We start from the raw sequence: 19,173 nt of genomic DNA on the forward strand, positions 1-19,173 counted from the left end.
TAAGATATATTCGTTGTTTTAGAAATAAAACCCTTTTATTTGGATAAAAAATGTTGAAAAAGTTTATTTTTATTGAAATATAAGGTAATCTATGTGTAAAGGTATACATTTAGCAAGAGAGAGGATGATAGCTGTGAATACATTCAAATGGATGAGTCATGAACAGATGTATGTAGATGAAATACATGTTGAAAAATGTGGTCCTCTTTCAGTCGGCGTATATGGGGGAAATCAAGAGAGTGATGCATATGAACGAGGAGATGCAGTGCTTGCTTGGTGGGATCCTGAATTACAATTTGAATTTGTTATGATTTTTGATACACACCACAAAACAAAAAATATTGATTATATAATAGAAGCGATTTCGGAAAGAAAAGAAAAACTAAAAGAGTTATTCTCATATCCAATACATTTAGCTTTCCATCATACACATATGTACTTATTAGCGTTATTTACAGATGAGTTATTTATTAAACAGTGTGATCAAGATGATGAGGAACTCGCTTGCTTAATTTGTTTACGAAAAGGCGAATTTTTATATTGGTTATCAGTTGGTGATTGTTTCGCGTATTTATTCCATTCTGAGAAAACGAAAAATGGAAAAGGACGATTAAATAAACGGAAAAATTACGAATATATTGGCAGGAAAAATATTTTTGCAGCAAATACACCTTGCTTTACGTCAGGTGTAAGAGGATTAGAAAAAGGAATGAATCACATTGTAATGGCAACGGACGGTATTTTAGAGTGTGATAAACGAAGGTTTGATGATGATCAATCTTTAGTAGAAATATTACATGACGGGAATAGCTTGCAGATTGAGCCAGTATTAACAAATGTACTGCAGTGGAAAGGTAGAGATTGTGCCACGATTATTGGGTGGTCTATTGATACTGATAATAAACAATGTGCTAATTAATATAAAAGGAGTTCAAGGCTTTTATCCTTGAACTCCTTTTTGTTAAGCAATATGAATATGATATGTTTTTAACCATTCATTTACTTGTAGCATATACTCCATGGCACTTCTTGCCTCAAAATTGTTAATCTCTTTATTACTTTGATCAGCAATTGAAAGTAAGATGGAATGGTTAATAAGTGAGAAAATAGGATTGTTTTTATTGCTACACATATCAAGTGTTAAATTACGGATTGTTTGTAAGTAGTGTGGATCTTGTGAAGTTGGATAAGCGCTTTTTCTTCTATTACGTACATCGTCAGGTAAAGCTGGTTGTAGTGCTCTACGTAAAATGCCTTTTTCAATATTATCAATACTTTTTATGTTGAAAGGAACATTCCATAAATATTCAACTAATCTATAATCGCAAAACGGTACACGAACTTCAAATCCAACAGCCATACTCATACGATCTTTACGGTCAAGTAAGAAAGGAAGGAATCTTGTTAAAAATAAATAAAACATTTGGCGTTGTTTCGCGGATTTTTTACTTTCCCCTTCAAGAGTAGGTACTTCAAGTATCGCTTCTTGGAATCGTGTATCAATATAGTTTTCTAGATTACATTGGTTACTTACTTCATTTAGTAGAAGAGGAGATGTATTTTTCCAATTTGTTAGCCAAGGAAACTTATCTACATATAGTAATTCTTCTTGATGAAACCAAGGGTATCCACCGAATACTTCATCAGCCGATTCACCGGATAAAGCTACGGTCGCATCTTTTTTCATTTCGCAAAATAGTAAATATAGTGAAGTTTCCATTTCACCAGCACTCGGTAAATCTTTCGCATGAAGGGGAACGAATAAGTGATTTGCTAATTCTTCAGCATTCACAATAATATCATGATGCGCTGTCCCGACATGTTCAGAAACGCGTTTTACCCAAGGAGCGTCTAAACCAGTGCGAGCAAATGTTAGCTCGAAATCTTTTGCGCTATTTACAAAATCAACGGAATACGTATGAAGTGTTTTATTTTCAGCAGCAAATTCTTTACCCGCAAGTGCAGTAATACCGCTAGAGTCTAATCCGCCTGATAACATACAGACGAGAGGGACATCGGCAATTAATTGTCTTTTTACTGTATCTTGTAAAATAGATAAAATATGCGAAGATGTATCTTCTATAGAGTCTGTATGGAACTTACTTTCTAAATTCCAATACTTCGTAACTACTTTTTTATGACGTGTAAACGTTATACAATGTCCAGCACGCACTTCTTGAATATGTTTAAAGACGCCACATCCAGGAGTTCGAAATAAGCCTAATCCAAATATTTCATTTATGCCATCCGCATCAATTTCAGCAGGAACAGATGGATGCGCTAATAATGCTTTTATTTCAGATCCGAAAATAATGCTGTCATTTCTTTCTGTGTAAAAGAGTGGCTTTACGCCTAAATGATCACGCGCTAAAAATAATTGTTGCTTCTGATCATCCCATAAGGCAAAAGCGAAAATTCCATTCAAATGTTGTACGCAATCTTCTTTCCATTCTAAATAAGCATGTAGTAACACTTCTGTATCTGAATGCGTTTCAAATGCATGACCACATTTTCGAAGTTGTTCTCTCAGTTCACGGAAATTATAAATTTCTCCATTATAAGTAAGAGCATACGTATAATCACCAGCACGGAATGTCTTCGGCTGTGTACCGCCTTCTGGATCAATTACAATTAAACGCCGGTGTGCAAAGGCCGCATGAGGTGAAAACCAAAATCCTTCAGCATCTGGACCACGATGCTGAATACGATTTGCCATCTTTTTTAAAATAACATGTTGATTTGAAAGGTCTTCCTTCCAATCTACCCAACCTGTAATTCCACACATACACATCTCATCTCCTAAATTAAAATAGTAGATTAACGAAATAAAATGTACACCAAGTTAAAAAATGACTATATAAATAGTGTACTACATTAATTAAATTACAGACTTGAGAAAATTTTCTTTGAACGCATAGTTATATGAGACAATGGCTAAGGGAAAGTATTCCAAAAAATAAAAAAGATGAGAGAAAAAATTTTCTCAGACGTTATATAGGATGTAAAAGCTTTTACAAAACAATAAGGGGAATCGCTACATGAAATCAAATGAGAAAAATTTTATAAAAAGATTACAGCGGCAAAAAGAAGACGCGTTAGAATTTGTTGTCGATACATACTTACCACTCATAAAGGGGATCACGCATAAAGTTCTACTCCCAATTCAAAATGATGGACTCATAGAGGAATGTATAAACGATATATTTCTTTCCATTTGGAATAACGCAAATAAATTTCATGGAGAGCCGAGTGATTTTAAAAAGTGGATTGCAGCGATTGCGAAGTTTAAAGCAATTGATTATTACCGGAAATCGACTAAAACAGTAGAAATCATTTCAGATGAGTTTTATATTAGTACAGAAAAATCAGCAGAAGACGAATTAATCGTTATGGAAGATAGGGAAGAATTATTGAAGCTCATTAATCAATTAGAACCGCTAGATCAAAAGGTGTTCATTATGAAATATTTACTTGGTATGAAGACAGAGGAAATAGGTGACAAGTTAGGATTAACCCGGGCAGCAATCGATAATCGAGTGTACCGGGGAAAAAAGAAACTACAACAAAATGCTACGAATATTAGTTTTGGAGGTAGTGCAATATGAAAGACATTTATGAACTATTAAATGATATTGATATAGACGAAAAAGAACTAGAAGAAATTGAGGCTTCTGAAATTGAAAAGGAAAAAGTAAAACGAAATGTAAAACAATCGATACGTACGAAGAAAAAGATAAAAAGTTGGAAAAAAGGTGTCGCTGCTGCATCTATTTTAGTAGGATTATCGGTTGCAACTCTGGGTATCGGTTTTCCTACATATGCTGGAGGGTTGCCAATTGTAGGTGACATATTCCGATTTTTAGATAATGGTAGAACGGGGTTATATGAAAATTATAAAGAGTTTTCGACTGAATTGAATATGACGAGAGAGAGTAATGGGGTTAAGGTTACAATTAATGATGCTGTATTCGATGGTAGAACAATTACAATTACATATTCTATTGAGAGCGAAAAAGATTTAGGAGAGAAACCGTTCCCATTTGGAAGTCCGCAAGTTATGGGCTTTAATGGCGGAGGAGGTAGTTCGAACGTTACAAAAGTTGGAGAGGGAAAATATGTAGGTATGACTACGATGAGTGGTCATGGTAGTGAAAGGTTAGATGTTGCAAATGTTTGGTGGGATATAGAGGCAATTGAGTTGGATTATGAAGGTAATGTAATAAAGGGAAACTGGAATTTCGCGCTTAGTTTAAAAGCAATGGATAGTAAGGAAGTAAAAGTTAATGGGGTTTCTGAAAATGAATTAATAAAAGTAAATATAGACAAAATGGAAGTAACTCCGATGTCATTTATCGTTTTTTATAATCAGGAAGAATCTAAGGCATTAAGGCGCATATGGGATAGTGCAGATGTTGAGCTAGAAATAAAAGATGATTTAGGAAATCAATACGCTGGTGAAGGAAATGGCGGAACGGGTACAGTAGCAGAACCACATAAAAGTAGTTGGAGTACTACATTCCAAAAATTGAATAAAAATGCTACAAAGCTTATCGTTACGCCTCATGTGAATTTGCGAGTGCATACACCTGAAAATCATGGTGGATTGGAGTATGTGAATGGAAAAGAGAAGAAAATTGAAGTGCCGAAAAAAGAAGCGAAGAGTAAAGATATTGTATTAGATGATATTGTCATTGATTTAAAGAAATAAAAGAGAGACTGCCTAAAATCATTTAGGCAGTCTTTTTTCGTTAAGAACTAGTAACGAGCAATGCATGCGGATGCTGCGTTTTATATTCATCTTTCCACGGAATATTTAGTTGTTCCCACGATTCGCCGCTATCATTGGATTGAAAGACGCCATTGTTATTTAACGTGTAAAACGTATGTGGTTCTACCTTGTTTGTAGCAAACATCGAAATGACTGTACCGATTGCAGATGGTAGTCCTTGTTGTACTTGCTGGAACGGAGTATCTTTCGTTTTTCGATAAATATAAGATTCATAAGGGATACGATGATGAGCGAGATCAGCACTTGGCGCAGCAGAAACGAGAATCGTATCACAATCAGCTGGATCAATTGCCATGCTGTATAAATAATGATGTTCAAGTCCTTCACTACATGAGATCCAGCTGTTTCCATTGTTATAACTCTCAAGATAAGCACGATCAGGTCCGCCCATAAATCCGTCACCACATGATGCATAAAGGCGATTTGGTGCTTCAGGGTGCATAAGCAATTGATGAGCATCGATAGGAGCACCGAATTTTTTATCAATCCATGTATGCCCTTTATCGTTACTTTGAATAACAGCACCAGCTTCGATTGAAACGTGTATTGTATTAGGGTTGTTTGAGTCAACTGTAATCCAGCGTACGTGATGGGTAAAAGGTCTAGGCGGAAATGCCCACGTATAAGAAGATAATAATGATTTCATATTTTTAAGTTCAGTCCACGTTTCACCACCATTTTCAGAGCGAAATAAAGCGCTCGGTTCTGTGCCGACATAAACGACACCATATCCGTTAACTTGTTCATTTGAGCTTATTGTTATGGAAGTGATAGAGGAGTGCAAAATACCATCTTCTTTAGGGAAATCAAAGTAACGATAGGAATCCCCAATTGGTCGCCAAGAATCCCCACTATCGTCACTTAACCATAGACCTCGTCCAAATGTTCCGCAATATACACGATTCTTTTGAAATGGATCAACAGCGATACAGGTAGGTTGCATATTTTGTAAGTGATAAGTCGTTTCATAGTTATCATTGTGTTCTTTCACTACAACAAGTTCACGTTCCATACAGAGAAATAAACGTTTCATTTAAGTAACCTCCTTCAAAATTCTTTCATTAGTAAACAATATGAAAATAAAAAAGAAGTAGTCTTGTTTTATTTGAGAAAAAGGGATTGTTTAAAAAATAGCGAAGTGTGTATACAGAGGAAGCGGGCTTTTACAATCAGTCAATTCGGGATAAAGATGGGGAGTTTGTTTCATACTAACATACAGATATTGTACTTAAAGGAGTATAAGTATGGGACATTCGCATGATCATGGTCATTCAAAAAATAAAAAGGCGTTACTAATTGCCTTCCTACTAACAACAAGTTTTATGATTGCAGAAGTTGTTGGGGGATTTGTAACAAATAGCTTAGCACTACTATCTGACGCGGGGCATATGCTAAGTGATGCAGTATCTTTAGCTTTAAGTTTACTTGCGTTTAAACTCGGAGAAAAAACAGCAACAACTGCGAAAACATACGGGTATAAGCGAGTCGAAATGTTAGCAGCATTATGTAACGGTGTCGTTCTTATTGTCATTTCGGTATACATTTTTATTGAAGCAATCCGTCGTTTTAAAGAACCAGTTGAGATTGCTAGTAATGGGATGCTCATTATTGCAGTCCTTGGTCTGCTTATTAATATTTTATCAGCTTGGATATTAATGAGAGGCGGAGATGTGAAAGGTAATTTGAATTTAAGAAGTGCTTTCCTGCACGTACTAGGCGATCTATTGGGTTCCGTCGGAGCGATTATTGCTGCGTTACTTATTAAATTTTTCGGATGGACTGCTGCAGATGCGATTGCTAGTATTCTTGTGTCTATTTTAGTCATTATTAGTGGATGGCGTGTAACACGTGATACGGTTCATATATTAATGGAAGGTGCACCACAGCACATAAATGTTGAAGAGGTAAAAAGTACGTTATTAAATATTCCGATTGTCAAAGAAGTTCATGATTTGCACATATGGTCTGTCACATCAGATTTTCAAGTATTAACATGTCATCTTATTATTAAAGGTAATGAAACGCAAAGTGTATTAAAAGAGGCTACGTATGTATTAAAAGAGAAATTTCATGTAGAACATGTCACCATTCAAGTAGAAATAGATGGTGAATTTCATCATGATGAGACAACTTGCAAAGTATGAAAGAAAAAGGATAAGAAAAAGTGTCATAACATTTTTCGCACGGCATACATATATATAATGTGGCCACAAGTACTTTGCAAGGTAAATATTTCATGAAATTACTTTACTTATAAAGAGTCATCTTTTATAATCAAAAGTGGTAATTGATAGAGATTATCATTTTCAATTATCGTAGAAAGGAGTTTTTTAAAAGATGAGTAGTCAACTCCGTTTTGCTGTTGAAAATCGTAAGAGGCATTTAATTGATGAGTTAATTGGAGCAGGTGTGTTTAAGATTCGCGACCGACAATTATACGAGCTGTCTTTAGAGGAATTGGAAAAAGAGTACGAAGATATGGAAGATTATGCGAATATTCAGGCGTAGCTATATAGATTAGTAAAAAGAGAGCTGGTTACGATTTTGTGTAACCAGCTCTCTTTTTATTTCGTAGAAATTATTTTTTGTATTTCTTTCATGGGACGGAGCCAGTTTTGGGTCATTATTTGTTCCATTTGTTTTTCGTCCTGCTTCTGTAATGCTTGAATGATAGAGTGATGTTCTTCAATAGATTGACTTGCTGGAACAAAGTTTTGGAAAAACAAATATTCAAGACGTAAAACGTGAAGTTGCATATTTTCTAGAAAGGGTTCAATATATTGGTTTTTAGCAATAGAAGAAATTGTATTGTGGAATTGTATATCTAATTCTAAAGCTTGTTTTGCGTTTTTTTTCTCTATAGATTGCTGAAAATGCTCATTTATTTCAGAAAGTAGTTGAATATCAGCGTTTGTAATGTTTTGAAGAGCTTGCTTTCCTATAATAGAGTGAAGACCAGCCATCGTTTCATAAATGATAGATACGTCGTCTAACTTAATAGGAGCAATTTTCGTTTTTTGCCCTGGTACCATTTCCACTAATCCAGAAAGCTCTAATATTTGAAGTGCTTCTCTTACAGGTGTTCTGCTTACTCCTAGTGCCTCAGCCAATTCCCCATCATTAATTTTTTCATTGGGCTTCAGTACACCTTCAATAATCCAATTTTGTAGTTGATTTAAAACGAGTGATTTTGCTGAAACTCTTCCTGGTTTTTTATAATTTTGAGGGACAGGCATAGTGAATTCAATCCTTTCATTGTATATTTTCCTTTTTTGCATGAACAAGCTTTAATTTTTGTTTCCCTTCATCCGGCTTTTGGCTTAAGATGAGCACCATTACAATGACACAAAAAGCGCCTAATAACTGAAAAGATTGAAATGGCACTTGCAATATAAGTACAGAAGAAATAATAGCTGCGAGTGGTTCTGTGCAACCAAATAATGTTGTTTCTTTCGGAGTCAGGTATCGTATGCTGTCTAAGTATAAATAAAAGGCAATAAGTGTCCCGAAAATGACGACAAATGTGATGAGCGGTAGGGTACTTAGTTTTACATATTTCATAGTTGATAATAAAATGAATTCGTTTGTAGAAATAAAGTGTACAATCGTTACACCAATACCCCCAATAATCATGCCCCATCCAACGATAACGGAAGAAGACCATTTTTCTAACAATTCCTTTGAATATAAACTATAAAAAGCGAGAGATAATCCAGATAAAATCCCCCAAATAATAGCTGGTGTAGAAACAGCCAAGTTATGAACAGACCCGTTTGTTAGTAAGAGAAAAGTGCCTACTAATGAAAGGGTAATTGAAATGAAATCAATTTTTGATGGACGAACGTTCCATTTGAAAAGTAAGTATACAGTGATGAATATAGGAGCTAAATATTGTAATAATGTTGCGACGGCAGCATTTCCTTCTTTAATTGAAGCGAAATACGTATACTGTACAGCAAGCATACCGAATAGACCAAACAAAATCATTTTAATAGCATCAGATTTTTGTTTCCAAATGCCAAATATCTCTTTTTTTCTCGTTCCGAATGAGGAAATAATGAGCAAAATAATTCCAGATATAAGTAAACGGATCGTAACTAACCATTCGGTTGAAACATTGTCATATTGAAAAAGTTGTTGTGCAGCTGTACCAGACAAGCCCCATAAACAAGCACCGATTATGACCATTATAATTCCTTTTAATCGATTTGAATCCATATGATCTAAAATTCTCCTTTCTAAAAATACAAATTGAATACAATATGCAATATATCACAGAATGACTCGTTAATAAACTGAAATTTCTAATTTTATTTTTTTATGTATAGTAAAATATTGTAGAGGAGGGGGAGGATATGTTAGCTGGATTTTTAGTTTGTTTATTTGTTGGGTTACTTATCATTTTTTTAGGGTATCAAATACATGTGAAAAAGAGGTTGTTTTTGTTAGCAGGATATCAAGAAGAAACGTTTGTTGGAGATAAAAATAAATTAGCGAAGCTTTCAGGAGCATTTTCTTATATAGTTGGAGTTGCTACTATAATATTACCGCTTGGCTTAGAAAAAATAGGGGGGGTAGTTGGTATCGTATATGCTATATTAATTGTTTTAGGTACAATTGTATTTATAATTAAAGCAAACCTATTAAATAAGAGTGCTATAAAGTAAAAAGGCTTCATTCTACTGAAGCCTTTTATTAATTATTATGAAGTATAAGTAAAAGCCGGGATAGGATCAATAAATGTATTCCAGTTTTGTTTCATTTCTTTCTCTGTTAATAGACAACTATCTAATGATTGTTCAATTAAAGAACGGTTCATATCAATTCCGATAAATACGAGTTCGGTTATTCGATCTCCATATTGTTTATCCCAGTTTTTCAATACTTCTGGTTCTTCTGTAATCATTTGATTTCTTTCAGTTTCAGGTAATGCCGCTATCCACTCACCGGCTCCTTGAATTGTAATAGAGGAACCTGCTTGAGATAGAAGCCCTATCATATTATTACGAGATGCCAGCCAGAAGAATCCTTTCGCTCTTACAACATCTAAAGGCCATTTTTCTAGCCAATTCATAAGGCGCTTGGGATGGAAAGGATATTTGCGGCGGTAAACAAAGGAATTGATACCGTATTCTTCCGTTTCCGGTGTATGATGGTCACTATTTAATTCTTGTATCCAGCCGGCCGATTGACTGGCTTCTTCATAATTAAATAGATTTGTGTTTAAAATTTCTTGTAATGGTACTTTGCTAAACGAAGATTCAAGAACTTTTGCATTAGGATTTAATTTTTTTAGTAAATGATGAAGCTCTATCACATCTTCTTTTTCTAGCAAATCTATCTTATTAAGAATAATTACGTTTGCAAACTCAATTTGATCTATTAATAAATCAATAACTTCCCGGGTATCATTCTCATCGATTGCTTGTTTTCGGTCTAATAAACTTTCTCCATCTGCAAAATCATCCCAAAATCTATTTGCATCTACAACTGTAACCATCGTATCGAGGCGACAATTTTTCGTTAAATCAATGTTAAGAACTTCGTCTGTATAAGTAAACGTTTGAGCAACTGGAATAGGCTCACTTATACCAGAAGATTCAATAATAATATAGTCAATATCACCATTTTCCACAAGACGATTCACTTCTATCATTAAATCTTCTCGTAGTGTACAACAAATACAGCCATTTTGAATTTCTACTAGTTTTTCCTCCGTACGTGAAAAACCACCCTTTTTTATAAGAGATGCATCAATGTTTACTTCGCTCATATCATTAACGATAACAGCTACTTTTAAGTTATTCTTATTAGTCAAAATGTGATGTAGTAAGGTAGTTTTTCCAGATCCTAAAAAACCACTTAATACAGTGATAGGTACTTTTTTCATGAAATGATCTCTCCCTTAAATCGTAATGATTACGTTTTATATTAAACGATGGGAAAAGAATAATCAATAATAAATCATAATGATTACGATTTAAGAATAGAAATAGACTATAAAATTTGTGCTGTAGTATGAAGCATTTGGACAAGCACATGTTTACATATAAATAAAATGGAGGCGAGAAGCTTGGTCTTTAATAGAGTTTCAAAAGAAGTAGTAGGCATAGCTCTTATCGCTATGTTTCTCTTTTTATTATTTTTTGTAGATTTTACAAGTCTAGTAAATTTGCATAAAAATATGCCGCAGGAATGGTTGAATGTGAATACGGTATTTTTAAGTATCATTTTTGAAGCAATACCTTTTATTTTATTAGGGGTCATTGTTTCTTCATGTATTCAAGTGTTTGTGACGGAAGATATGATTCAAAAAGTAATGCCGAAATCTCCAATTGTTGCAATGATTCCAGCAGTATTTGTGGGAGTTCTTTTTCCAATGTGTGAATGTGTCATTATACCAATTGTAAGAAGGCTCATTCAAAAGGGGTTACCACTTCATGTAGGCATTGTTATTTTAATGAGTGCACCCATTATGAATCCAGTCGTTCTTTTATCTACTGTATATGCGTTTCCAAAAAATGATTACGTTGTATATGCACGCTTTGGGATAACAATTCTAGTTGCTCTATTCATAGGTCTAATTGTGTATTATTGCTATCGCGAAAGAAATGTTTTAAAAGACGTAGAGGTTTCAGTTCAAACAAGCAAAAAAAAGAGTTGGAAAGATGTTATGAATCACACTGTAGATGAGTTTTTTGATACTGGTAAGTATTTATTGATAGGTGCTTTTTTAGCAAGTGTATTTCAAACGTTTTTTGATCGGAATGTACTGGATGTAGTAGCACATAACGAAGTAATTGCTCCCGTTATTATGATGGGATTTGGTTATGTTTTATCAATTTGTTCTGCAGCCGATGCTTTTATAGCCGCATCTTTTGGACATGTTTTCTCGGTAAAGGCACTTCTCGCATTTCTTGTGTTTGGGCCTATGCTTGATATGAAAAATACGTTAATGCTATTTGCGTATTTTCAAAAGAGATTTGTATTCTTTTTGATAGGAATTGTCATTGTATCTGTGTATACCATTCTGCAAATCATAATGTTATAGGAGGTGAGAAAGAATGGAGAAAGAGGAGCAGAAGGCGTATCATCGCTATATACGTGGCATTATTTTAATTGGTTTAGCAATGCTCTTATTTAAACTACTTGTAACAGGGAATATTTATAATTTTATCGCTCCAAAAATGATTAAATTTACGTATATAGCTTTTGTAGTAATTTTAATTTTTGGTATTGTACAAGTTTGGGGAGATGGAAGAGAAAAACAGCATGATTGTAATTGTTGTAAACATCATACAACATCAAAATCAGGGATAAAAAGTTTCTTTGTATATGTTTTATTTGTTGTTCCGATAGTTAGTGCTTTTCTCTTTGGAAGTGTAACAATTGATGGAAGTTTAGCAGGAAAAAGGGGTATGAATCAAAGTGTACAGTCGAGAAGTCTGGAAAGGAATGAAAAAGAGGGGGAACAGGTTAATTTTGATGGGCGAGAAGTATCCGTTGATCCAGAAGAAACATCAAATTTAGCAACGACTTATAAAACGGAAGAGCAAGTAGTAAAAAGTATGTTAGGACAGCGTAAACTACAAGTAAAGGATAAGGACTATGTTCAAACAATGAATGTAATTGGTCAAAATGTTAATTGGTTTAAAGGGAAAGAAATTACATTCTTAGGGTTTATATATAAGGATAAAGATGTGACGGGTAATAAAGTAGTAGTGGCTCGATATGGCATAACTTGTTGTATTGCGGATGCATCAGTCTGGGGGATGATTGTTACCGGGAAAAATATTGAAAAAATTCCAGAAGAAACATGGGTGAAAATAACAGGATTATTAGATGAAACGACATATAAAGGAACAGTCTTTCCACTTGTAAAAGTAAACAAAATCGAGAAAATTAATAAACCAACTGATCCATATGTATATGATGCTTTACCTCAATAGAAAAGAATAAATTCTTCATATTTTCATGAAATAGAATCATAATCATGGCGATAAAAAAATAAAGATAAGAGTAATTTGGTTTGTTAAAAATATGTGCAGAAGGAGTTATGCGATGAACTGGGTTACTCATAAACCATCATTTGAATTTGAAACATTTAGTCCTATTATTCGGTCACAATCTGCTTGGAGTGGACATTTAGATTTTGCATATGACTTAGTACGATTTGAAAAACCAGAAACTTTAGTTGAGTTAGGTACACATTTAGGAGCCTCCTTTTTTAGTTTTTGCCAGGGAGTAAAAGATGGAGGGTTATCGACTAAATGCTTTGCAGTAGATACTTGGGCTGGAGATGGGCATACAGGTCCATATGGAGAAGGGGTTTTTCAAATAGTAGAGAAAGTAGTGAGCGATAACTACCTTAATATAGGAAATTTAATTCGATCTACTTTTGATGATGCTGTAGACCGGTTTCAAGATGAAACGATAAATCTTTTGCATATTGATGGCTATCATACGTATGAAGCTGTTTCTCACGATTATAATACATGGATACCGAAAGTCGCGAAAAACGGTATTGTATTATTTCATGATATTGAAGTTAGAAGTAGTGATTTCGGCGTGTATAAGTTTTGGGATGAGGTAAAAGCGAAGTACCCTCATTTTCAATTTGCGCATTCATATGGACTGGGAGTGTTATTTCCGAAGGGTTGTAGTGATAAGTTTGAGGAAATACTTAAAAATAAAGAAGAAATACAAAATATGTATAAATAAAGGTAGGGCATGCATCATTTTAATGATGTGTGCCCTATTTTTGTGTGGGAAATTATGGTGTTAATTAAAAAGTTAAGATAGTTGTAAAAAGTTTTGTTGCAGCAAATATTAAAAAAGTTAGTATGGGATTGTTCTTTGTAAATAAAGTGAAGCTTTAATACGTTCATGTCAATCCGGGATTTTACAGTAGTTAATTTCTTAACTAATTGCTTTGCACTTACTGAATTTTAAGGCGGAGGTCTTATTGGCCGGAAATATCGGGATAAATAAAAATACAACATTTTTTATATTTTTCATTGCGAAAAACGTAATCTACTTTTACAATAGAAAGGGTTGTGAATATATTATACTGGAAAAATAAATCGAAATAATATGAAAATTTTGTTTTGTCTTCGCTAATTGTATATTACATACATGTAAGACGACATACGTCATGTTATCGACTTGTAAGGAGAGAAAAAAATGAAAAGTGTAAGATTACCATCGATGCTAGAAATCATAGTTCTTTTATTACTATTTCTTGCTGTTGTCTTTTCCTTCCAAACGATTTTTGATCTCCCAATTCAATTAGCGCTATTTATTTCATGGTTTTTAGTAATTGCGCTTGGATTAAGATTAGGATTTCGTTATCAAGAATTGCAAGATGCAATTACGAAAGGGATTTCTAACGGATTAGAAGCAATACTGATTTTAGTTGCAGTAGGTGCTTTAATTGGAACATGGATTGCTGGTGGGGTAGTACCAACATTAATCTATTATGGATTAGAATTTATTCACCCTAGCATATTCCTATTAGCAACATTAATTATTTGTTCTATAACTTCTATCGCAACAGGAACGTCTTGGGGAACAGTGGGAACAGCAGGTATTGCTATGATGGCGATTGGTGAAGGACTTGGTTTACCACTTCCGCTTGTTGCTGGCGCAGTTCTTTCAGGAGCTTATTTCGGCGACAAATTATCACCACTTTCTGATAGCACAGTTCTTGCAGCTTCTATGGCGAAAGTAGATGTTATTGCTCACGTTCGAGCTATGCTCGTATTAGATGTTCCGGCTTATATTATTACTAGTATTATGTTTACTGTAGCTGGTTGGATGTATGGCGGCGATAATGTAGATTTGAATCGAGTAGAATTTTTAAAAGAAGCTTTATTAAAGCAATTTGATATTAAAATATGGATGCTTGTTCCGGCGGTCATTGTTATCGTTCTATTAGCGATGAAGAAACCGTCTATGCCAACAATTGCAATGGGAGCTTTAATTGGTGCAATTTGGGCAACTCTTTTCCAAGGGATGAACTTTGGAGAGGCGATTGGAACAGCTTATAACGGATTCTCAATTCAATCTGGTGTTGAGTTTGTTGACAAGTTATTAAACCGTGGTGGAATTAACGGCATGCTTGGCTCAGTAGCCGTTATTATTTTCGGTTTAGGATTTGGTGGATTACTTGAAAAACTAGGTGTTTTAAAAGTAATCGTATCAAAATTTGAGAAGAAATTAAATTCTGCAGGTAATGTAACATTGTCTACATTAATCGTGGCATTCTTAGCTAATATATTTGGTTGTGCGATGTATGTATCACTAATTTTAACACCAAAAATTATGGAAGATAGCTATGATAAATTAAAAATAGACCGTCGTGTATTAGCGCGTAACTCAGAAGTAGGTGGAACGTTAACTTCAGGTATGGTTCCATGGTCTGATAATGGTATTTTTATGGCTGGTATTTTAGGTGTAGCAACGTTCTCATACGTTCCGTTTATGTGGTTAAGCTTCGTATCGTTAATTTTAGCAGTTATTTACGGATATACAGGCAAATTCATCTGGTATGTAGATGATGCAGATAAAGGAAAGCAAGCATCATAAAATAAAAATCACCTTCTACAATATGTAGAAGGTGATTTTTTTATTTTTTAATAGCATTTGCTAAAGTAATTTCATTCTCATATTTAGCAATTTTTTGTTGTATCTTTTTTAAGTTTTTTTCAGTGTCTTGCATGAGCTGTAAGACATTGGTCTCCTGTTGTTTCATTAATTCTAACCTTTGAAGGATGGTAGATTCTCCTTCCATAGACCAGTCGATAAATTGTTTTATTTTTTGAATTGGCATACTGGTGTTTTTTAAACACAAAATCATTTCTAAATATTTCAGTGCTTCTTCATCAAAAACTCGATCTCCTTTTTCGTTTCTTTGCAGAAAAGGAAACAGTCCTTGTTTATCGTAATAACGTATTTGAGAAATAGTTAAATGTTGCATTTTGGCGACTTGCCCAATTGTATAATACATATCATTCATCCTTTTATTACCAAGGTATAATGCCATCTTTGTTAAGTATTTTACCATTATAGTTTGTTTCACTTAATGCATATTTAATAATAATTTTAGCACTTTCAGTGGTTGTATGGCCACCGGGGGAATTTCCATTAAGATCCGTAGTTGTAAAACCAGGAGTTACCCCAAATACTTCTGGACCGTTAGTGGCAAATTCTTTACTAAAAGCTAATGTTAAAGCATTAATAGCTGTTTTGGAAGAATTATATCCTAGTGTATTAATTGGATGTGTTTCACCATTAGCAAACATTGTTAGTGAGGCCATGTCAGTTGTTACATTTAGTATTTTACTGTTGCTCGAATTCTTTAATAATGGTAAAAAGGCTTGCATCATTTGGAAAGTTCCAAAAAAATTAACTTCAAATCCTTGGCGTAAAGTTTCAATATTTAATTCACTAGGTAGTATATTGAAGTCTAGCGCTATGCCTGCGTTATTAATTAATAAATGTAAGTGGTCAGTCGTTTCGTAAATTTTCTTTGTTGCTTCTTGAATGGATTGTGAATTTGAAATATCTACTTGAATATAGGAAACGTTTGAAACATTTAAAGATTCTACGGCTTGTTGTCCAAGTTGTTCATTGCGAGCACCTAAAAATACGTGATAATCTTTTTCTGCTAATTGACGAACAAGTTCATATCCAATTCCTTTATTTGCACCTGTTATAAAAGCATATTTTTTCATTTTGAATTCCTCCAGTAGTGTTATAGTAGGTTACAATGGAAAGGATACAGCCTAAACTTAAGTTTAGGTCAAGAGGAATTTTTTAAAATAAATATAGAATATCTATATATAAGAGTGAGAATTCTTATCATTTAAGAGAAAGTCTGTTATTATAAGAGATGTAGGTATTATATTTTCAAGGGGATGAAAACATGGAGTACAGAATTGAAAGAGATACATTAGGAGAAATAAAAGTTCCAGCTGATAAATTATGGGCAGCACAAACACAACGTAGTAAAGAAAACTTTCCAATTGGAACAGAGCAAATGCCGCTTGAAATTGTAAAAGCATTTGCAATTTTAAAGAAGAGTGCAGCACTTACCAATCAAAAATTAGGAAAGCTATCAGAAGAAAAAGCAGAAGCAATTGTTGCAGCAGCTGACGAAGTCATTGCAGGGAAATGGAATGAACATTTTCCGCTTGTCGTATGGCAAACAGGTAGTGGTACGCAGTCAAATATGAATGTGAATGAAGTAATTGCAAATCGTGGGAATCACATTTTGAAAGAGAAGGGATCTGAGGTACATATTCATCCGAATGATGATGTGAACATGTCACAAAGTTCAAATGATACATTTCCAACGGCGCTTCATGTAGCTTGTGTAATCGCAGTAGAAAATCACGTATTACCAGCAATTACGAAATTAAAAGAAACTTTAGCAGAAAAAGTAACTGCATTTGAACATATTATAAAAATTGGTCGTACACATTTACAAGATGCAACGCCGTTAACTTTAGGGCAAGAAATTAGCGGATGGCACCGTATGCTTGAAAAAACAGAGCGTATGATTGCAGAGAGTAATACATATATGAAAGAGTTAGCAATTGGTGGAACTGCGGTTGGAACAGGTATCAATGCTCATCCTAAATTTGGTGAGATGGTATCAGAGGAAATTAGTCAATTTACAGGTAAACAATTTGTTTCTGCACCAAATAAGTTCCATGCATTAACGAGCCATGATGAAGTTGTATATACTCACGGTGCATTAAAAGCATTAGCTGCGGATTTAATGAAAATCGCTAACGATGTACGTTGGCTTGCAAGTGGTCCACGTAGTGGTCTTGGAGAAATTATTATTCCAGCAAATGAACCGGGAAGCTCTATTATGCCAGGGAAAGTAAATCCAACGCAAAGTGAAGCATTAACGATGGTTGTAGCGCAAGTGATGGGGAATGATGCAACAATCGGATTTGCTGCGAGCCAAGGTAACTTTGAGTTAAATGTATTTAAACCTGTTATTGCCTATAACTTCTTACAATCAGCTCACTTATTAGCGGATGCAATTGTTTCGTTTAATGACAATTGTGCAGTTGGTATTGAAGCAGATGAAGAAGTAATTAATGAAAATGTGAATCGTTCACTAATGCTTGTAACAGCGCTAAACCCACATATCGGATATGAAAATGCAGCGAAAATTGCGAAGCATGCTCATAAAGAAGGGTTAACTTTAAAAGAAGCAGCATTGCAATCTGGGCTACTAACAGAAGAGCAATTTGATGAAATTGTAGATCCAAAGAAAATGATTGCTCCAAAAGAGTAATAGAGAAAGCCAAGGTTCTTAGTATAGAATCTTGGCTTTTTTGATGTTCATTTTTATGTTTCATCTACTTGCAATACTACAAGCTTCAAAATATATTATTTGTTAGCAGGCGTATTCATTACTTTCATCTGTGGGCAGTTCTCTTTTAAGAGTGAAATGAATTTTTCTTCTTCTAGTGGTACGAAAGTGGTCACTGAGTCAAATAAATTGTAATGGATTTCTAATTGTTGTCTAGTCCATTTTTTTGAATGAAGTTTTTTACCAGAGTATTTAACGTGACGAATATCTTCAAATGGAATTTCAGTATGAAAAATGAAACCGTGTTTTACAACAAGAGATGATTCCGTTATGTTGTAGTGAGAGAAATAGAATGAAGAAAGATTCACGATGTTTAATAGCATCATGAGGGTGAAAAAAATAGAATTTTCATTTTGGAAGAATAGCGAAATGAAAAAAATAATTATAAATAATGTAATGAAAATGACGTGGAATGGATTTTTTTTCGCTTTAAACTTCAAGTTAGTCACCTCAGTATACTTGTCCTTTAACTAAATTAAATCATAACATTGTGATAAAACGTATGAATATGCAGAATTGCATATTCATACGTTTTATTATTCATGTAAAATTTCTTGATGGGATAAATTCAAAAGAAGTTTTGTAATAGTGGAGTGGCATAAAGTGACTTACAAGAATAGAAAGATAGCGTTAGTCATAATTAGTTGTATGATGATTATGAGTAGTTGTGCTAATAAATTTGTTGAAGATAGAAATCGAAAGCATACATTTGTACAAGCAAGTAAGGTTTTAGTAGAGACTGTAAATAGAATATATAAAGTGAAACGTTAATCAGTGGGAGGCTTACTGCCCGGTAAATAGCGGGATAAAAAGTAAAAGGTGTTTTCTTGTACGGAAACATCTTTTTTGTAGTTAAAATTGAATACTGAAGTTTTGGAATGAGTGAATACCGGTTTCATATTCACTAATCGCATATGTATTCTTTGCAATTTACTTAACGGTAAACCATAGGTCTTGAAGAATATTCATGTTCTATTTTACATCCTATAAA

Annotated in this window: 20 protein-coding genes; 12 read left to right on the forward strand and 8 right to left on the reverse strand. The window is 34.0% G+C overall.

All coding sequences use genetic code 11. The features are described from left to right. The first annotated feature begins 91 nt into the window (after positions 1-91). A complete protein-coding gene (locus NST90_RS08575; protein ID WP_070180018.1) occupies positions 92-919 on the forward strand; it encodes a protein phosphatase 2C domain-containing protein in 828 nt (275 codons plus the stop codon). 42 nt (positions 920-961) lie between these two features. Here the strand turns inward: NST90_RS08575 and asnB are convergent, their stop codons facing one another. After that, a complete protein-coding gene (asnB, locus tag NST90_RS08580; RefSeq protein ID WP_048558345.1) occupies positions 962-2,785 on the reverse strand; it encodes an asparagine synthase (glutamine-hydrolyzing) in 1,824 nt (607 codons plus the stop codon). Between the two features lie 253 nt (positions 2,786-3,038). On the opposite strand from asnB, the gene NST90_RS08585 reads away from it, so the two are divergent. Then, positions 3,039-3,605, forward strand: a complete 567-nt coding sequence (locus NST90_RS08585; protein ID WP_016122244.1) for a sigma-70 family RNA polymerase sigma factor — start codon at positions 3,039-3,041, stop codon at positions 3,603-3,605. Continuing rightward, positions 3,602-4,708, forward strand: a complete 1,107-nt coding sequence (locus NST90_RS08590; RefSeq protein ID WP_048558344.1) for a DUF4179 domain-containing protein — start codon at positions 3,602-3,604, stop codon at positions 4,706-4,708. The genes NST90_RS08585 and NST90_RS08590 overlap by 4 nt, the downstream gene beginning before the upstream one ends. Before the next feature lie 40 nt (positions 4,709-4,748). Here the strand turns inward: NST90_RS08590 and NST90_RS08595 are convergent, their stop codons facing one another. Next, entirely contained in the window at positions 4,749-5,822 is a 1,074-nt protein-coding gene (locus NST90_RS08595; protein WP_048558343.1) for a glycosyl hydrolase, read from the reverse strand. Positions 5,823-6,033: 211 nt separating this feature from the next. Here NST90_RS08595 and NST90_RS08600 point away from each other — a divergent pair, with 211 nt between their 5' ends. Together NST90_RS08600 and fbpA are read left to right on the forward strand one after the other, a co-directional pair. Then, positions 6,034-6,933 (forward strand): cation diffusion facilitator family transporter, encoded by a 900-nt coding sequence (locus tag NST90_RS08600; protein WP_000510034.1) that lies wholly within the window; start codon positions 6,034-6,036, stop codon positions 6,931-6,933. Positions 6,934-7,126: 193 nt separating this feature from the next. Then, a complete protein-coding gene (fbpA, locus tag NST90_RS08605; protein WP_000098302.1) occupies positions 7,127-7,297 on the forward strand; it encodes a Fur-regulated basic protein FbpA in 171 nt (56 codons plus the stop codon). 56 nt (positions 7,298-7,353) lie between these two features. Here fbpA and NST90_RS08610 read toward each other — a convergent pair whose 3' ends face one another. Both NST90_RS08610 and NST90_RS08615 read right to left on the reverse strand, forming a co-directional pair. After that, entirely contained in the window at positions 7,354-8,025 is a 672-nt protein-coding gene (locus NST90_RS08610; protein ID WP_001987091.1) for a GntR family transcriptional regulator, read from the reverse strand. A 16-nt stretch (positions 8,026-8,041) separates the two neighbouring features. Beyond that, the gene (locus NST90_RS08615; RefSeq protein WP_006923261.1) at positions 8,042-9,007 is read right to left on the reverse strand and encodes a DMT family transporter; all 966 of its coding nucleotides are present in this window, start codon (positions 9,005-9,007) and stop codon (positions 8,042-8,044) included. A 137-nt stretch (positions 9,008-9,144) separates the two neighbouring features. On the opposite strand from NST90_RS08615, the gene NST90_RS08620 reads away from it, so the two are divergent. After that, positions 9,145-9,456, forward strand: a complete 312-nt coding sequence (locus NST90_RS08620; RefSeq protein ID WP_006923259.1) for a DUF3784 domain-containing protein — start codon at positions 9,145-9,147, stop codon at positions 9,454-9,456. A gap of 35 nt (positions 9,457-9,491) precedes the next feature. On the opposite strand, the gene NST90_RS08625 is transcribed toward NST90_RS08620, so the two are convergent. Then, positions 9,492-10,679: a GTP-binding protein gene (locus NST90_RS08625; protein WP_006923257.1), complete on the reverse strand. Its 1,188-nt coding sequence runs from the start codon at positions 10,677-10,679 to the stop codon at positions 9,492-9,494. Positions 10,680-10,847: 168 nt separating this feature from the next. On the opposite strand from NST90_RS08625, the gene NST90_RS08630 reads away from it, so the two are divergent. The 4 genes from NST90_RS08630 (at position 10,848) to nhaC (ending at position 15,376) form a co-directional block, all read left to right on the forward strand. Next, positions 10,848-11,840 (forward strand): permease, encoded by a 993-nt coding sequence (locus tag NST90_RS08630; protein WP_002023790.1) that lies wholly within the window; start codon positions 10,848-10,850, stop codon positions 11,838-11,840. Between the two features lie 13 nt (positions 11,841-11,853). Beyond that, entirely contained in the window at positions 11,854-12,738 is an 885-nt protein-coding gene (locus tag NST90_RS08635) for a TIGR03943 family protein (protein WP_000409935.1), read from the forward strand. A 112-nt stretch (positions 12,739-12,850) separates the two neighbouring features. Beyond that, positions 12,851-13,510 carry a class I SAM-dependent methyltransferase gene (locus NST90_RS08640; protein WP_001104667.1) on the forward strand — a complete coding sequence of 220 codons (660 nt, stop codon included), beginning with the start codon at positions 12,851-12,853 and terminating at the stop codon, positions 13,508-13,510. Positions 13,511-13,972: 462 nt separating this feature from the next. Continuing rightward, positions 13,973-15,376: a Na+/H+ antiporter NhaC gene (gene nhaC / locus NST90_RS08645; RefSeq protein WP_000843992.1), complete on the forward strand. Its 1,404-nt coding sequence runs from the start codon at positions 13,973-13,975 to the stop codon at positions 15,374-15,376. A gap of 40 nt (positions 15,377-15,416) precedes the next feature. Here nhaC and NST90_RS08650 read toward each other — a convergent pair whose 3' ends face one another. Both NST90_RS08650 and NST90_RS08655 read right to left on the reverse strand, forming a co-directional pair. Then, positions 15,417-15,797 carry a MerR family transcriptional regulator gene (locus NST90_RS08650; RefSeq protein ID WP_016122254.1) on the reverse strand — a complete coding sequence of 127 codons (381 nt, stop codon included), beginning with the start codon at positions 15,795-15,797 and terminating at the stop codon, positions 15,417-15,419. Positions 15,798-15,813: 16 nt separating this feature from the next. Continuing rightward, complete coding sequence (locus NST90_RS08655; protein WP_006923251.1) at positions 15,814-16,524, reverse strand: SDR family NAD(P)-dependent oxidoreductase; 711 nt, start codon at positions 16,522-16,524, stop codon at positions 15,814-15,816. 191 nt (positions 16,525-16,715) lie between these two features. On the opposite strand from NST90_RS08655, the gene fumC reads away from it, so the two are divergent. Next, positions 16,716-18,104: a class II fumarate hydratase gene (gene fumC / locus NST90_RS08660; RefSeq protein ID WP_000456633.1), complete on the forward strand. Its 1,389-nt coding sequence runs from the start codon at positions 16,716-16,718 to the stop codon at positions 18,102-18,104. A gap of 95 nt (positions 18,105-18,199) precedes the next feature. Here fumC and NST90_RS08665 read toward each other — a convergent pair whose 3' ends face one another. Beyond that, positions 18,200-18,622 carry a PH domain-containing protein gene (locus tag NST90_RS08665; protein ID WP_000669066.1) on the reverse strand — a complete coding sequence of 141 codons (423 nt, stop codon included), beginning with the start codon at positions 18,620-18,622 and terminating at the stop codon, positions 18,200-18,202. 163 nt (positions 18,623-18,785) lie between these two features. Between NST90_RS08665 and NST90_RS08670 the strand changes: the two genes are divergently transcribed. Beyond that, positions 18,786-18,953 carry a hypothetical protein gene (locus NST90_RS08670; protein WP_000221433.1) on the forward strand — a complete coding sequence of 56 codons (168 nt, stop codon included), beginning with the start codon at positions 18,786-18,788 and terminating at the stop codon, positions 18,951-18,953. Positions 18,954-19,173: the final 220 nt, after the last annotated feature.

It is taken from the genome of Bacillus sp. FSL E2-8900 (genome assembly GCF_037966225.1).
GTDB lineage: Bacteria > Bacillota > Bacilli > Bacillales > Bacillaceae_G > Bacillus_A > Bacillus_A cereus.

Excerpts from the sequence above, each read along its gene's own strand:
- NST90_RS08575 (WP_070180018.1), top strand. The coding sequence starts at position 92 with ATGTGTAAAGGTATACATTTAGCAAGAGAGAGGATGATAGCTGTGAAT.
- asnB (WP_048558345.1), bottom strand. The coding sequence starts at position 2,785 with ATGTGTGGAATTACAGGTTGGGTAGATTGGAAGGAAGACCTTTCAAAT.
- NST90_RS08585 (WP_016122244.1), top strand. The coding sequence starts at position 3,039 with ATGAAATCAAATGAGAAAAATTTTATAAAAAGATTACAGCGGCAAAAA.
- NST90_RS08590 (WP_048558344.1), top strand. The coding sequence starts at position 3,602 with ATGAAAGACATTTATGAACTATTAAATGATATTGATATAGACGAAAAA.
- NST90_RS08595 (WP_048558343.1), bottom strand. The coding sequence starts at position 5,822 with ATGAAACGTTTATTTCTCTGTATGGAACGTGAACTTGTTGTAGTGAAA.
- NST90_RS08600 (WP_000510034.1), top strand. The coding sequence starts at position 6,034 with ATGGGACATTCGCATGATCATGGTCATTCAAAAAATAAAAAGGCGTTA.
- fbpA (WP_000098302.1), top strand. The coding sequence starts at position 7,127 with ATGAGTAGTCAACTCCGTTTTGCTGTTGAAAATCGTAAGAGGCATTTA.
- NST90_RS08610 (WP_001987091.1), bottom strand. The coding sequence starts at position 8,025 with ATGCCTGTCCCTCAAAATTATAAAAAACCAGGAAGAGTTTCAGCAAAA.
- NST90_RS08615 (WP_006923261.1), bottom strand. The coding sequence starts at position 9,007 with ATGGATTCAAATCGATTAAAAGGAATTATAATGGTCATAATCGGTGCT.
- NST90_RS08620 (WP_006923259.1), top strand. The coding sequence starts at position 9,145 with ATGTTAGCTGGATTTTTAGTTTGTTTATTTGTTGGGTTACTTATCATT.
- NST90_RS08625 (WP_006923257.1), bottom strand. The coding sequence starts at position 10,679 with ATGAAAAAAGTACCTATCACTGTATTAAGTGGTTTTTTAGGATCTGGA.
- NST90_RS08630 (WP_002023790.1), top strand. The coding sequence starts at position 10,848 with ATGGAGGCGAGAAGCTTGGTCTTTAATAGAGTTTCAAAAGAAGTAGTA.
- NST90_RS08635 (WP_000409935.1), top strand. The coding sequence starts at position 11,854 with ATGGAGAAAGAGGAGCAGAAGGCGTATCATCGCTATATACGTGGCATT.
- NST90_RS08640 (WP_001104667.1), top strand. The coding sequence starts at position 12,851 with ATGAACTGGGTTACTCATAAACCATCATTTGAATTTGAAACATTTAGT.
- nhaC (WP_000843992.1), top strand. The coding sequence starts at position 13,973 with ATGAAAAGTGTAAGATTACCATCGATGCTAGAAATCATAGTTCTTTTA.
- NST90_RS08650 (WP_016122254.1), bottom strand. The coding sequence starts at position 15,797 with ATGTATTATACAATTGGGCAAGTCGCCAAAATGCAACATTTAACTATT.
- NST90_RS08655 (WP_006923251.1), bottom strand. The coding sequence starts at position 16,524 with ATGAAAAAATATGCTTTTATAACAGGTGCAAATAAAGGAATTGGATAT.
- fumC (WP_000456633.1), top strand. The coding sequence starts at position 16,716 with ATGGAGTACAGAATTGAAAGAGATACATTAGGAGAAATAAAAGTTCCA.